Annotated in this window: 13 protein-coding genes; 6 read left to right on the top strand and 7 right to left on the bottom strand. The window is 61.2% G+C overall.

The genetic code is table 11. The annotated features are described in order from the left end of the window. The 4 genes from AC6CDK_RS09645 to AC6CDK_RS09660 form a co-directional block, all read right to left on the bottom strand. Positions 1-510 (bottom strand): iron dependent repressor, metal binding and dimerization domain protein (locus tag AC6CDK_RS09645; protein ID WP_496639812.1); only part of this gene is annotated, 510 nt, incomplete at its 3' end. A 33-nt stretch (positions 511-543) separates the two neighbouring features. Further along, positions 544-726, bottom strand: a complete 183-nt coding sequence (locus AC6CDK_RS09650; RefSeq protein WP_039645355.1) for a hypothetical protein — start codon at positions 724-726, stop codon at positions 544-546. Then, positions 723-2,714: a ferrous iron transport protein B gene (gene feoB, locus AC6CDK_RS09655; RefSeq protein WP_192905323.1), complete on the bottom strand. Its 1,992-nt coding sequence runs from the start codon at positions 2,712-2,714 to the stop codon at positions 723-725. The genes AC6CDK_RS09650 and feoB overlap by 4 nt, the downstream gene beginning before the upstream one ends. 239 nt (positions 2,715-2,953) lie before the next feature. Then, positions 2,954-3,391: a Fur family transcriptional regulator gene (locus tag AC6CDK_RS09660; RefSeq protein ID WP_039645360.1), complete on the bottom strand. Its 438-nt coding sequence runs from the start codon at positions 3,389-3,391 to the stop codon at positions 2,954-2,956. 370 nt (positions 3,392-3,761) lie between these two features. Between AC6CDK_RS09660 and AC6CDK_RS09665 the strand changes: the two genes are divergently transcribed. Beyond that, positions 3,762-4,583 carry a DUF169 domain-containing protein gene (locus AC6CDK_RS09665; protein WP_192905324.1) on the top strand — a complete coding sequence of 274 codons (822 nt, stop codon included), beginning with the start codon at positions 3,762-3,764 and terminating at the stop codon, positions 4,581-4,583. On the opposite strand, the gene AC6CDK_RS09670 is transcribed toward AC6CDK_RS09665, so the two are convergent. Next, a complete protein-coding gene (locus tag AC6CDK_RS09670; RefSeq protein ID WP_039645364.1) occupies positions 4,567-5,241 on the bottom strand; it encodes a methyltransferase in 675 nt (224 codons plus the stop codon). The genes AC6CDK_RS09665 and AC6CDK_RS09670 overlap by 17 nt on opposite strands. A gap of 316 nt (positions 5,242-5,557) precedes the next feature. Here AC6CDK_RS09670 and AC6CDK_RS09675 point away from each other — a divergent pair, with 316 nt between their 5' ends. The 4 genes from AC6CDK_RS09675 (at position 5,558) to AC6CDK_RS09690 (ending at position 10,922) form a co-directional block, all read left to right on the top strand. Further along, positions 5,558-7,183 (top strand): methyl-accepting chemotaxis protein, encoded by a 1,626-nt coding sequence (locus tag AC6CDK_RS09675; RefSeq protein WP_192905325.1) that lies wholly within the window; start codon positions 5,558-5,560, stop codon positions 7,181-7,183. Between the two features lie 415 nt (positions 7,184-7,598). Next, complete coding sequence (locus AC6CDK_RS09680; RefSeq protein WP_192905326.1) at positions 7,599-8,459, top strand: NAD(P)-dependent oxidoreductase; 861 nt, start codon at positions 7,599-7,601, stop codon at positions 8,457-8,459. A 133-nt stretch (positions 8,460-8,592) separates the two neighbouring features. Next, positions 8,593-9,690, top strand: coding sequence for an NADH:flavin oxidoreductase/NADH oxidase (locus AC6CDK_RS09685; RefSeq protein ID WP_192905327.1), 1,098 nt, complete (start codon positions 8,593-8,595; stop codon positions 9,688-9,690). Positions 9,691-9,869: 179 nt separating this feature from the next. Continuing rightward, the gene (locus AC6CDK_RS09690; protein WP_192905328.1) at positions 9,870-10,922 is read left to right on the top strand and encodes an aldo/keto reductase; all 1,053 of its coding nucleotides are present in this window, start codon (positions 9,870-9,872) and stop codon (positions 10,920-10,922) included. A gap of 303 nt (positions 10,923-11,225) precedes the next feature. Here the strand turns inward: AC6CDK_RS09690 and AC6CDK_RS09695 are convergent, their stop codons facing one another. Together AC6CDK_RS09695 and AC6CDK_RS09700 are read right to left on the bottom strand one after the other, a co-directional pair. Beyond that, positions 11,226-11,492, bottom strand: coding sequence for a DksA/TraR family C4-type zinc finger protein (locus AC6CDK_RS09695; RefSeq protein ID WP_045668466.1), 267 nt, complete (start codon positions 11,490-11,492; stop codon positions 11,226-11,228). 69 nt (positions 11,493-11,561) lie between these two features. Continuing rightward, positions 11,562-12,713 carry an iron-containing alcohol dehydrogenase gene (locus tag AC6CDK_RS09700; protein WP_192905329.1) on the bottom strand — a complete coding sequence of 384 codons (1,152 nt, stop codon included), beginning with the start codon at positions 12,711-12,713 and terminating at the stop codon, positions 11,562-11,564. A 261-nt stretch (positions 12,714-12,974) separates the two neighbouring features. On the opposite strand from AC6CDK_RS09700, the gene AC6CDK_RS09705 reads away from it, so the two are divergent. Continuing rightward, positions 12,975-13,886, top strand: coding sequence for an AraC family transcriptional regulator (locus AC6CDK_RS09705; protein ID WP_066358355.1), 912 nt, complete (start codon positions 12,975-12,977; stop codon positions 13,884-13,886). Positions 13,887-14,592: the final 706 nt, after the last annotated feature.

The following is a 14,592-nucleotide window of genomic DNA, read 5'->3' on the forward strand; positions in this document are numbered from 1 at the left end:
CTTGCGCATCTTGATGTCGTCGCCGGTGGCCAGGTAGGCGATTTCGCCTTCTTCGCCGGCCTTGAGCTCGGTGAGGGGAACTACACCCAGGTCGCCGCTCTGGCGGGCCTCGTCGCAGCAGTCGCCCGGAGGGATCGGCTTGCCGTGGGGACAGGTGGCGGGGTGGTTGAGCATGGTGCAGACCTTGGCGTCGACCCCTTCGTGGAGCAGGTGCTCGAACTCGCACGCCTTGTCCTCGGCATGGTCGCCCCGGATGTTGAGTACGTCCATCATGAGCCGCTCGGCAAGGCGGTGCCGCCGGACGGTCCGCTTCCCCTCGTCCTTCCCCTCGGGGCGGAGGTAGGCCCGCCCCTCCCGGACCTCGATGAAGGCGAGCAAGGCCAGTTCGCCATAGGCGGGGTCAGCGGCGGGGACCTTGATTTCCTCCATCTCCAGATGGCTCTTCCCCTCCTCCTCGCAGGCGATCCAGAGGGCTTCGAGGATTTCTTCTGCCTTGTCGGACAACTTCATATGGGTGCTCCTTTGCATGTATGGTTGGGCCGGTTATTTCTTCAGCAAGTCTATCATCTTCCTTACCACTTTCGGCGCCTTGGCTTCAGGCGGATTCTCGTAAAAGCATTTGGGGCAGCGCACCATCCGGCAGCCGCCCGGCTTGCCGCATTTGCCGCAGGAGCGGATTCCCTCATCCTCGGCGAATTCGTGACCGCAAAAGCCGCAGCGAATCATAGGATCCCCGTGAAAAGGATGAAACGGTTGAGCGCCCAGCCAGAGCCAACGGCCACCACGGAAACGAACAGGGCGATGAGACCGGCGGTTTTGATTCCCCGCTCCTTCTTCATCATGAGGAACTGGGCGACACAGGGGACGAACAGGGTGAGAGTCACGGCCGCCACCACCAGTTGGCGCGGGTCCATGAGCCCCTTGGCCTGGAGGTCGTAGAGGCCGGCGGCGCCGTAGTCGCGGCGGAAGAACCCGAAGATGAAGGCCACGGCCGCGTCGCGGGGAAGGCCGATGAAGGCCATGACCGGCTCCATCCAGTTGACGAGCTTGTCGAAGAAGTTGGTGATCTTGCCCAGCCAGAGCAACACCGACGCCAGGATGAAGAGCGGCAGGATCTCCATGAAGTACCACTGCATCCGGGTGTAGGTCTTGGTGATGACGTTGGAGAGCTGGGGCAGCCTCATGGGTGGAAGTTCCATGTAGAACATGGGGGTTTCGCCGGGCATCACCTTGGCCGATAAAAGCCCCACCACCAGGAAGATCAGCAGGAGACAGGCGCTCCAGACCAGCAGCGCCCCCGGGGCCTTGGAGAGGAGCGCCATGATGACCCCGAGCTGGGCCGAGCAGGGGATGGCCAGGGCCAGGAGCACCGTGGCTATGATCCGCTCGCGGGTGGTTTCCAGGGTGCGGGTGACCATGGTGGCCATCGTGTCGCAGCCGAAGCCGAGCACCATGGGGATCACCGCCCGGCCGGTGAGGCCGAACTTCTTGAAGATCCGGTCCACCAGGAGGGCCAGGCGCGGGAAGTAGCCGCTGTCCTCCAGCATCGAGAAGAACAGGAAAAAGGTGGCCACGATGGGGAGGATGATCCCCACGGCGTAGCGCAGCCCCAGGGTGATGACCCCGTACTCGCCCACGATCAGCTCCCGGATGATCTCCCACGGCACGATGCCGTTGACGACGCCTATGATCCAGGGGTTGAAATACTCCTCGAACAGGGTCCCTTCCAGGAAGTCCACCAGGGTGCCGGCCCCGAAGACCCCCACGAACTGATAGAGGCCGTAGTAGAGCACCGCCAGCAGCAGCGGCACGCCGGTCAGGGGATGCACCGCCCAGGACGAAAGCCGTTCGCCCGCGGTGACCCGGCGTTTTTCAGGGGTTCTGAGCACTCCGGCCAGGAGTCCCTTGACGATCCCCTTGCGCTCCAGGGACAGGTCCAGGTGGAAGGATTCCCGGCGCTCGAAGGTCTTCTCCCTCACCTTCTCCGCAATGGACGAAGCCCTCTCCCCCTCTTTGCCGGCCACCAGGGCAGCGATCTCCTCGTCCCGCTGAAGCAGCAGAAGGGCCAGGGATTTGCCGGAAAGGGTGTAGTCCCCCCGGAGCTGCCCGGCGATCTCGGTGATGTCCCCTTCCAGGCGCCGGCTGTAGCCGAAGCTCGCATGGCGCGCGGCCTCGTAGGAGGCGATGGCCTTCCTGATCTCGGGCAGCCCCCGCTTCTTGGCCGTGGCGGCGCCGATGACCGGGATGCCGAGCTTCTCCGCCAGGAGCGGGATGTCGATCTCCAGCCCCATCCGCTCCGCCTCGTCCATGATGTTCACCACCAGGATCACCGGCAGCCCCGCCTCCACCAGTTGGAGGGTCATGACCAGCATCCGCTCCAGGTTGCGGGCGTCGAGAACGTGGAGCACCACGTCGGGGCGCTCGGTCAGGAGAATTTCACGGGCAACCCGCTCCTCTTCGGTGATGGGCAGGATGGAATACATGCCGGGGGTGTCGATGATCTCCCAGGAGCCCCCCTCGAAGGCGGCACTGCCCCGGGAGACCTCCACCGAGGTGCCCGGATAGTTGGAAACCGCCACATAGGCCCCGGTCAGGGCATTGAAGAGCACGCTCTTCCCCACGTTGGGGTTTCCCACCAGGGCCACCTTCCTGGTGCCGGCGCCGGCCGGAGTGCCGTCAGCGGGGAGAGAGCGCTTCCGCTCGAATAGTCCCATGTATCAAACTCCTCATTGAATAGTTGAGGCTCGTGCAGAACTACTGCGGGGCCGGTCTGCGGAGCTGCCGCTCGCTCAAAAGCTCAACGCACCAACGGGTACGCCTCGCTTCCTCGCTCGCTTGCGCCTGCAATCCCGGCCTCCTTCATACCGTTTTGCATGGGCCTCTTATGTTAGTGAAAATCACTTTCAGGCATCGTCGCGGGAAAAGTGCCGGACCGTTGAACGGCGCGGCACGATCAGCCCTCTTTGCGACAGGCGGCGCAGAGGCCGTACAACTCCAACTTGTGGGTAGTGATGACGAAGCCGTGGGCCGCGGCCACATCGTTCTGCAGCTTCTCGATGGCCTCGTTCTCGAACTCGATGATGGCGCCGCACCCGGTACAGACCAGGTGGTCGTGGTGCTCCCCTTCCAACACGTGCTCGTAGCGGGTCTGGCCGTCCCCGAACTGCATCTCCCGGGCGATGCCCGATTCCGCGAACAGCTTGAGGGTGCGATAGACCGTGGCGTAGCCGATGTTCGGGTGCCTGGCCCTGAGCCTGAGGTACAGCTCCTCGATGCTCAGGTGGCGGTCGGTGGAAAGGAAGGCATCAAGAATGATATCCCGCTGGCGGGTCGACTTGAGCCCGTGCTTGGCGATGTAATCATGGAAAATTTGCTTTTTTGCCCGCTTCATGGCCGACCCTCAACTGAAAGTGAATATCATCATAAACGACGGGACGGGACGCGTCAAGACAAATATCACCGCTTCCGCGGTCAAGGCACACCTGCCCGAGAGAATTCCCTTGATATAATAACTCATTCACGGCAGCATCCCGAACATGCCATTGACGCCAAGGGCATGGTTGCCGTGGGACTCTGCAAGGAGGCGGTGAACAACGGCCTGAACACTGAGCAGGCCAGACGAGGCCGCGCTTTGTGCCCACAGCTTCTCCACGGCTGACCAGAAGGTGGGGGTGGGCGCCTTTCTGGAAAAGCGCCCTACCCTGTTCCGCGACTGCTGAAAACAACTAATCGCCCCGGGCCGCCCGGGGCCGGGAGGATCAATGGAAAGCACGATTGGAAAAGCCATTAGACTGGAAACGGAACCGGTGGCAGTGCTCTTTGCCGATGAGAAGCCGGAGGGCGCCGGACAGTTCGCCACGGGGAGTTGGGGGTGCGTCATGTTCCTCCTGGCCGCGGCCAGCCGGGGCAAGACCGGCGTCTTCGACCGGGAGACCTATGGCTGCGTCGGCGGCGGGGTCGGCCTGGGTTTCGGCAATGCCTACGAGTCGTTTCCCGGCGGCATCCCCGGCTTCTGCCGCTTCCTCTCCACCGGCAACTCCTCGGACCCGGCCGGCAGTGCCATGGCTGAGGCCATGAAGAACGCCGGAGCCCGCAGCGAATTCGTCGAGCACTTCCTGCACGGCGAACGCTACAAAAAATCCCCGGAACTGGTGGAAAAGTTCGTGGCCGCAGCGCCCATCACCGAGGTTCCCGCCCCCTACGTAGTAATGAAGCCCCTGTCCCTGGTGGACCCGGAGCGGGAATCCCCGGTCTCGGTCACCTTCCTGGTCACCCCGGACCAGCTCTCCGCCCTGGTGATCCTGGCCAACTACGACCGCCCCGGCTTCGAGAACGTGGCTGTCCCTTACTTGGCCGCCTGCCAGGTGGTGGGAATCATGTCCTACCGGGAGGCCCAATCCTCCGCGCCCCGCTGCCTGATCGGCCTGACCGACATTTCTGCCCGCAACTACCTGAAGAGCCAGGGAGCGAGCGACAAACTGACCTTCACCATCCCCTTCGCCCGGTTCAGGGAGATGGAAGCCAACGTTGCCGGGAGCTTCCTGGAGGGGGAAACCTGGAGCTCGGTCATCGGCAGGGACTGAAAGAGACAGGCTCGGCCAGCAGCAGCCGGTTTTTGGGCGAGATATCCCCCGGTATCTGCTGGGTAAAGACCCGGTAGCCCCGTTCCCGCAGGCCGGCCGCGCGCAGCACATCCATGGCCAGGGGCCCGTCCAGCCACCCCTGCAGCCCGGCCAGGTCGGCCCCGGCCAGATCGTGGCAGCAGGGGAGCACCGCCACCCGCGCCCCGGCAGCCACCGCCCGCTCCAGCACCAGGTCAGTCAGCCCCCCGCAGGCATGGGCCGAGACGACCAGATCGTCCCGGCCCAATGCCACCTCCGCCAGATCCGCCTCCAGCAACCGGACGCGCCCCCGCAGACGCGGCCAATCGTCCTCCAGGGCCGCGGCCAGTGCCGTGGCGCTCGGCGGGACACGCCGGTCCACGGCCAGGGCTACGGGTGAACTGTCGTCCAGCAGCAGCATGATCCAGGCCAGCAGGCCGTGGCCGCAGGCCAGGTCCACCACCCGCCCGCCCCGGAAGCGCCGGCGCACCCGCCGCGCCACCTCCCACGCCTCGTACAGCTCCTTGCGCGGCAGACAGCCCGCACGGCAGACTGCCCGGGCAATGCCGTCGAACAGGGTATCCCCGCTGAACCGGGGGATATGCCTTTCCGCAAGCCGATTACGGGATGATCGGTCCATAATATCAGCATCTCCTTGCGTGTTTTTTCCCAAAGCAACGGCAACTGTTGTCTCTCGCCCGTCACCCCTCTGTCCGGACAATTATCGCATACGGCTTTGCAAAAATAGGGGCGCAAATTCATGATCGCCGGTCTTCAGAGCGAAGCGGGCATCGCCGGCAGAATCACGACCGTTCAACTAGGTACAATATCGGAATCAACACCCCATATTCATTACTACTTTTAGTCACAACCAGAAAAATTTGTACTACAACCACCTCAAGTAATAGTGTTTACGTCCGATAAGCATCAAAACGTCAAACCGGAGGAGGTCAAACGTGAAATTGACAAATCTGAGCATCGGAACCCGCCTGTACGGATTGATAGGCTTCATGTCGGTCCTGTTGATCGTTATCGGCGCCCTGGGGCTCAACAGCGCGAGATTGGCCAACAGCGGCCTGGACAGGGTTTACAAGGATCGCGTCGTCCACCTTCGCGACCTGAAGGTCATCGCGGACATGTATGCGGTAAACATCGTTGATGCGTCGCACAAGGTGCGTGACAAAAACATTACCTGGGCGGAGGGCCGCACGCGAGTAGACGAGGCGAAAAAGACCATCGCCGATCAGTGGAAAACGTATCTTGCCACGAACCTGGTCGCCGAGGAAAGGGAACACGTTGAAGAGATCAAGCCGTTGATGAAAGCGGCCGATGCCGCGCTGGAGCGGCTCTCCTCGATCCTGCACGCTGAAGATGCCGACGCCTTGGCAGCATTTGCGGCTTCAGAGCTCTACTCTGTCATCGATCCGGTGTCGGAAAAGTTCAGCGGGCTGGTGAACGACCAGATGAACGTGGCCAGGGACGAATACGAGCAAAGCTCCCACATGTACCGGTTAAGCAGTATGATTTCCCTTGTCGCGACGATAGTGGGGGTACTGCTCGCCGGCGCCTTCGGACTGGCCATTGCCCGCTCCATCACCACTCCCCTGGCAGAGGGGGTTCGGGTGGCCAACAGACTTGCCGCCGGTGACCTGACCGTGGAGGTCGAGGCAACCGGCAAGGACGAAACGGCACAACTGATGGCGGCCATGGGTAACATGGTGGACAGCCTGCGGCAACTGATCTCCGAAGCCATAAGCATCTCCCACGGCATCGCATCCGCATCCAACCAACTCCATGCCACCTCCGACCAGATTGCCACCGGTTCTGAAGAAGTTGCCTGCCAGGTGGGCGCCGTTGCCGCGGCCAGCGAGGAGATGTCGTCCACCAGCCGGGACATCGCGCAAAACTGCACCCTGGCCGCGGAAAGCTCCAAGGGCACCAGCATGACCGCCACAAGCGGTTCCGCAGTGGTTCAGGAAACGAACAACGGGATGGTCATCATCGCCGAGCGGGTCAAGCAGACCGCCAGCACCGTGGATGCACTGGGCCGGCGCTCCGAGCAGATCGGCGAGATCATCGGCACCATCGAGGACATCGCCGACCAGACCAACCTGCTGGCCCTCAACGCCGCCATCGAGGCGGCCCGGGCCGGCGAGCAGGGACGCGGGTTCGCCGTGGTGGCCGACGAGGTCAGGGCCCTGGCCGAGCGCACCACTGCGGCCACCAAAGAGATCAGCGGCATGATCAAGGCCATCCAGAACGAAACCAGGGCGGCGGTCCAAGCCATGGAAGAAGGTGTCAGGGAGGTCGAAAAGGGCTCCGTCACCTCCCACAAGTCGGGTCAGGCCCTGGCCGAGATCCTGGACCGGATCAACGACGTGACCATGCAGATCAATCAGATCGCCACAGCCGCCGAAGAGCAGACCGCCACCACCGGCGAGATCACCTCCAACATCCAGCAGATCTCCGACGTGGTCCAGCAGACCGCCCGGGGCGCCGAGGAGGTCTCCGCAGCGGCGGCCCAGCTTTCCCTGCAGGCCCATCAGCTCGAGAACGTGGTGGGGAACTTCAGGATCGACTGATCGCAGTGACCGGCGGATGCGGTGCGGGATTGCCGCAGCATCCGCCGGTCAGCCCCGTGCAGTTGTCCCGGTTGCAACACCCTTCCCCTGCCCCCCTGCTCCTCCGGCAGCGAGGGGGCACCCCCTTCCGTCACCGCGGCGCCCCGACCACCCCGGCCAAGTGCTCCCGCTGCATCATTCCCACCGTCCTGCCGTCCATGGTTGCACCTCCTGGCAGCCACAGCGAGAACTCCGCCCGACCGAAGCAACGTAGCAGACTTCAGCCGGAAACCGGGATATTTTCCGGCCACCGACAGAAGCGGACACTCCTTCGGCAAGAACTGCTCTTGAACTCTATGCCGCCCGGGTCTATCCTCATACTCAACGATACCCGTGCGCTGCCCGCCCATCGGCGGGGTCAGGAAAGGAGCAGCAGATGACAACATACGGCTTTCTCGGGCTCGGCATCATGGGAGGCCCCATGGCGGCCAACCTGGTGCGGGCTGGATTCGACGTTACCGTCTGGAACCGCAATCCCGCCAAGTGCGCCCCCCTGGTCGCCCTGGGCGCCCGGCAGGCGTCAAGCCCCGCAGAGGTGTGCGCCGCCTGCGACATCACCATTGCCATGCTGGCCGACCCGGCCGCGGCGAAGGAGGTCTGCTTCGGGCCCAACGGGGTGCTGGAGGGGATCGGCGGCGGCCGCGGCTACATCGACATGTCCACGGTGGACGACGAAACCAGCACCGCCATCGGCGCGGCTGTCACCGCACGCGGGGGACGGTTCCTGGAGGCCCCGGTCTCGGGCACCAAAAAGCCGGCCGAGGACGGCACCCTGATCATCCTGGCCGCGGGCGACCGGAGCCTCTTCGACGAAGCCGGGCCGGCCTTTGCCGTACTGGGCAAGACATGCCTCCACCTGGGCCAGGTGGGCCAAGGGGCGCGGATGAAGCTGGTAGTCAACATGATCATGGGCCAGATGATGACGGCCCTGGGCGAGGGGATGGCCCTGGGGCGGAAATGCGGCCTCGACGGCGGCCAACTGCTGGAGGTGCTGGATGCCGGGGCAATGGCCAATCCCATGTTCAAGGGCAAGGGGCAACTGCTCCTGAGCGGCGAGTTCCCGGCCAGCTTCCCCCTCAAGCACATGCAGAAGGACCTGCGCCTGGCCGTCGAGCTGGGCGACCGGCTCGGCCAGCCGCTCCACGGCTCGGCCACGGCCAACGAGAGCTTCAAGCGCGCCCGTGCCGCCGGCCATGCCGACGAGGATTTCGCGGCGGTCTTCCGGGTGCTGGAGTAGCGCCATTCCGGCCGGAGCACGCGCCCCGGTTCGCAACGGCGAATTCGGTGCTATGCTGTAACCAGGGCACCGGAATCACCGGCTGCCCGGACCGGGCGCCCTGCCCGCGAACCACGTTCCAAGGAGGCATGCCATGTCACATCTCTTCGAGCCCTTGACCATACGCAGCCTGACCCTGCCCAACCGCATCGCCGTATCCCCCATGTGCATGTATTCCAGCGAAGACGGCTTTGCCAACGACTGGCACCTGGTCCATCTGGGCAGCCGCGCGGCCGGCGGCGCCGGCCTGGTGCTGACCGAGGCCACCGCCGTCACCCCCCAGGGGCGGATCAGCCCCCAAGACCTCGGCATCTGGCGCGACGAGCACATCGAATTTCTGGCCCGCATCGTCCACTTCATCACCCGGCGCGGTAGCGCCGCCGGCATCCAGCTGGCCCATGCCGGCCGCAAGGCGAGCACCCCGGCCCCGTGGGAACAGCGGACCGCCACCCTGTCCGGGGCCGAGGGGGGCTGGCCCATCGTGGCCCCCAGCCCCATCCCCTTTGACGAGGGGTGCATCGTACCGCAGGAACTGAGCACCGGGGAGATCGACGCCATCACGGCGGCCTTCGTGGACGCGGCCCGCCGCTCCCTGCTGGCCGGGTTCCAGATCGCCGAGATCCACGCAGCCCACGGCTACCTGCTGCACCAGTTCCTCTCGCCCCTCAGCAACCAGCGCACCGACCAGTACGGCGGCAGCTTCGAAAACCGCACCCGGCTGCTCCGGACCGTCGTTACCGCGGTCAGGGAGGTCTGGCCCGAGCACCTGCCGCTCTGGGTCAGGATCTCGGCCACCGACTGGGTCGAAGGGGGCTGGGACATCGAGCAGTCGGTGGAACTGGTGCGCCGGCTCCTGCCGCTGGGGGTCGATCTGATCGACTGCTCGTCCGGCGGCAGCGCCCCCCATGCCCGGATCCCCCTGGGCGCCGGCTACCAGACCCAGTTTGCCGAACGGATCAGGCGGGAGACCGGCGGCAAAACCGGGTCAGTCGGCCTGATCACGGCCCCGGCCCAGGCAGACCACATCATCCGTTCCGGCCAGGCCGACCTGGTGCTGCTGGCGCGGGAACTGCTGCGCGATCCCTACTGGCCCCTCAGGGCGGCCCGGGAACTGGGGCATCCGTCCCCCTGGCCCGCCCAGTACGTCCGGGCCGCGCCGCACAACACCCCGGCCTATCTGCCGAAGAGTTGACGGGCTGAAACACGAACCTCTATGCAAAACTGCTGCGGGGCCGGCCTGCTCTGTTGCCGCCTGCCCAACAGCTCAACGTGCCAACACGTAGGCCTCGCTACCTCGTTCGCGTGCGCCGCGCATTCCACCCTCCCCGCTACGTTGTGCACGAACCCGGCACATCAGTTTGAGGTGACCAGATGAAATACCTGCCGCTCGGCTCCACCGACCTGACCGTTTCGGAATGCGGCTTCGGCTGCATCCCCATCATCCGCCTGCCCCAAGACGAAGCGGTCCGGGTCCTCCGGCACGCCTTCGACCGGGGGATCACCTTCTTCGACACGGCCAACGCCTATCGCGACAGCGAAGAGAAGATGGGGATCGCCTTTGCCGGCATCCGCCACAAGGTGGTCATCGCCACCAAGAGCCTGCTGCGGAGCGCCGAGGGCGTAACCGGCCACGTGGAGAACAGCCTCCGGAAGCTGGGCACCGATTACCTGGACCTCTACCAGCTGCACCAGATCGCCCAGGAAAAGGACTGGGCCGAGGTCACGGGCCCGTCGGGCGCGCTGGAAGCGGCCATGGCCGCCAAGGCCGCCGGCAAGGTCAGGCACGTGGGGGTCACCTCCCATAACCTGGAGATGGCCCTCAAGCTGGTCCGCACCGGCCTGTTCGACACGATCCAGTTCCCCTTCAACCTGATCGAGGAAGGGGCCAGGGATGAGTTGCTCGGCGCGGCCCGCAACGCGGGCATGGCCTTCATCTGCATGAAACCGTTCGGGGGCGGCGTGATCGACAATGCCGCCGTGGCCTTTACCTACCTCCGCAGCCACGACGGCATCTTCCCGATCCCGGGATTCGAGTCCTGCGCCCAGGTGGACGAGGTCCTTTCATTCTACGAACGCGACAACGTCGTCACCGAGCAGGACCTGGCGATCATGGAACAGTACCGCCGCGAGCTGGGCAAACGGTTCTGCCGCCGCTGCGAATACTGCCAGCCCTGCCCCCAGGGGGTGATGATCACCCCGGCCATGGGCTACCCGATCGTTGCCTCGCGCATGTCGCCGGCCGTTGCGGCGGATTTCTGCAGGAAAGCCATGGAAACGGTGCCCCTTTGCACCGAATGCGGGGCCTGCATCGCGCGCTGTCCGTACGAATTGCCGATCAGCGACATTCTCAAGGCGAATTATGCGATGTACCGGGGGCATGTGGCGGGGAGTCAGGGGGGATTCGCAGGTGGTAAATCTTCGTAACTGACGAATCATAATGACAAGCTGCTGAAACAAGACGGCCGCCGGACAAAATGCTCAATTGCGGCAACGCAGTATTATCGTGCAGGATCAAAAATATCCGCAGCTCTTGTGCAACGCAAAGCAGAAGGTTCAACAAAAACAAAAAGGCCTGCAACGATTGCTGCAGGCCTTTGATGTTAACGGCATCCCTTGGTTGTCGCACTTACGAGCGTTATCGGGTGGTGAAATGAGCTTGTTACTGCTCGACTAAGTAGAAACTGCCTGGTGTTTCAGGGGAATACTGCCTATCTATTCAAATAGGTTTTACTTCAGTTGACTATCTTTGCTCCCTCTTCGATTATAGAGCGCTGCTGACTTCTGATTTCTTTCGACTTCCGATTGACAAGCAACACAATAGCGAACTCCGGGCAGTGCCTTGCGGCGTGCTTCTGGTATGGCAGCATCGCACTCCTCACAATGGGTCAAACTTTCGCCGACCGGCAGTCGTTTTCTCGCCAACTCGATTTCAGACTCCACCGTAGCGTCTATCTGTTCCTGCACGGCACCATCGCGGGACCAACCAACAGCCATGGCTATCTCCAATATACGTGGAATTGAGCTACCCCATTTACAGGGCATCAGTCTTGTTACAAAAAATGACTAGAATTTTACGATCTTGCCGTCAAAACATGCTTCAAATATCTTTTTCATCTCTTCCAAAGTCGGTTTCCGTGGATTGGTACCAGTGCAGGGATCATCCATGGCATTCTGCACCATGGCGTCAAGCTTTTCCTTCCAGGCCGTCGGGTCAATACCGTAGGCCTTGAAGCTCCCCTCAATCCCCACACGTTGCCTGAGGCGCTCGATCTCTCCGGCAAAATCCTCAGCGGTTTCCTTGCCAAGAGCCTGGGCCAGAAGTCGATACTTGTCTGTGTCGCGGCTATTGAAGCGTATCACGTTCGGCATCAGGATGGCGTTGGCGCGACCGTGCGGGATGCTGAACATGCCGCCGATCTGGTGGGCAATGGAGTGAACAATCCCGAGTAATGCATTGGAAAAGGCCACCCCTCCCATACAGGAGGCATCGTGCATGGCTTGCCGAACCTCCAGGTTGTTTCCGTCCTCAAAAGCCCGCGGAAGATTGACAAAGATCGAGCGGATTGAATCGAGGGCCATGGCATCGCTGTAAGGGCTTGCCAATGCGGCAACAAAGGCCTCCACATCATGGGACAACGCATCCATGCCCGTGTCGGCGGTGACATTCTTCGGCATGCTCTTGGCCAAGTCCCCATCGACAATGGCGATGTCAGGACATATCTCGTATGAGACAATGGGATATTTAATCCCTTTGCCGGTGTCGGTGATAATTGATGCGCACGTGGCTTCGGTGCCTGTCCCGCTGGTGGAAGGGATCGCCACGAAACGCGCCTTGTTGCGCAGTGGTTTTACCGAAAAAGGCTTGATGATTTCCTCAAAAGTTGCCTCTGGATATTCATAGAAAACCCACATGGCTTTGGCTGCATCAATGGCCGAGCACCCTCCCAGGCCTATTATGATATCAGGTTTCTCACGGTTAAAAAACGCCACGCCTCTCATCACTGTTTCGACTGATGGATCAGCCTCGACCCCCTCGAAAACAGCCGACTCCATACCGGCTTCCTTTAACAAGTTGATGGTCTTGTCAAGGAATCCGTATTTCTTCATGGAACCACTGCCAGTAACAATAACAGCTTTTTTACCTTCAATTGCTTTCAGGTTTTCCAACGAACCGAGACCGTGGTACGTTTCGCGCGGGACAATGAATGTTGACATGATATTTCTCCTTTGTGTTTTTGTGCAACGCTGTGTTGCCGGTTACCTGCACATGGGCGATGATTGGTACACATGCTGCCTTTTTGCCGCGCATATTTGGCGCGAACCATGGTCAGATACTAAGCTGAATCGATTGAGCCGACAATATACATTCCTATTGAAGTATTGCCTATTTCTGCCGACCAACACATGATATTGCAATAAATTACGTATATCTGTTATATTTTCGAACGAAACACAATAATGCCGCAGGGGGGCCAAATGACGCAGGCATCAGAATCGCTGCGAGAACGAAGATTGGTGGAATTACTTGATTCCCTGGCAACGGGAGAAGGGCTTTCTTCCTCAATTCTTGAGGGGGTTCAATTCATGCGGTCGGATAAATACAGCCCCCCCATTCCCATGCTCTATGACCCCTGTATCGTGATTGTGGGGCAAGGGCGCAAGACAAGTTACCTGGGAGATCAGGTCTATACTTATGATCCGTACAATTACCTGGTGCTTTCGGTACCATTGCCGCTTGTATGTGAGACAGAGGCCAGCCCTGAAGAACCCTTGCTGGCTGTTTCCATGCGGGTGGATCCGGCAACATTAGCAGAGTTGCTGATGGAAATGGATACGGACATAGCAATGAACGGAACCGTTCCGAGGGGTATTTATTCGGCACCGTTGACCGGTGAACTGATTGATGCCACGGTGAGGCTGCTGGAATGCCTGCGGTCACCCGTTGACAGCCGTATTCTCGGGCCGCAGACCATGAGAGAGATTACCTACAGGGTGCTTTGCGGGGAGCAGGGGGGCGCGTTGAGGGCAGTGGCCATACGACACAACCGTTTCAGCCAGATTGCCCGGGCGATACGACTTATCCATGCGTCTTATCAGCACGAGTTGAACATTGAAACCCTTGCCGGTGAGGCCGGCATGAGCGTGTCGACGTTTCACCACAACTTCAAGCAGGTGACTTCGGCATCTCCGCTACAGTACCTCAAAAGCATCAGACTGCATAAAGCCCGGATGCTTATGGTACAGGACGGCCTTACCGCAAACGCTGCATCCGGGCGGGTCGGCTACGAGAGTGCATCTCAGTTCAGCCGGGAATTCAAACGATTCTTCGGCAATACTCCAGCGGATGAAGCCGCAAAAATGCGGAACCTGGGTGGAGGGAATTCATGAGATCTGGGAATATATTGAAATATTCAACAACCGGCAGCAACGGCAGAGGCGTTTAGGATACATTTCACCGGCAGTATTCGCAGCAGGAGGTAGCAACGGTAACAGTGGTCGTCACTCAGAAAACGGGCTGACCATCGTTACTGTCAACGGAAGACAATGTGGTAGAGGATGATGTAAGCGGGGTTTGCGGGCCGTGGTTGAGACTTCGCTGCTGCAACTTGTCAACGTGGATGACCCTACTGCTGTGCTAGTCAACCAATCAACAACGTCCCCCCGCCTTCCCGTGATGCGGATAGACCCCGGTTCCACAAGGTCAATGGCGTCCTTGTCCCATGCTTCCATTTCAGTGATTTTGTATGTGCCGTCGATGTTCATCGCGGTTCGTATCTGCCGTTCATCTTGGCAGCTTGGGAGTGTGACCCTTCATTTTTCCCCATGTGATGGCGATTTGCCCGTGCCATTTCTTAAGGCCTCACTTTTCACGGCAAAAATGTGCTTCTAAGGCCGATAATGCGCCTTTATTATCGGAATAACTTTATAATTTCGGCTTATTAGCTTGGTCCGACCCCAGCCGCGTTGCCGACAAGCGACCACCAGACTGGGGGTCTGGTGATCGCTTGTCGGCTGTCACAGACGCACTGGACTTAGAATCCAGCGATTCAGACACATACGACTAATAATCCCTCGACGGCGGTTAACAGCCACG

Source organism: Geobacter sp. PheSNFMC (assembly GCF_059620965.1).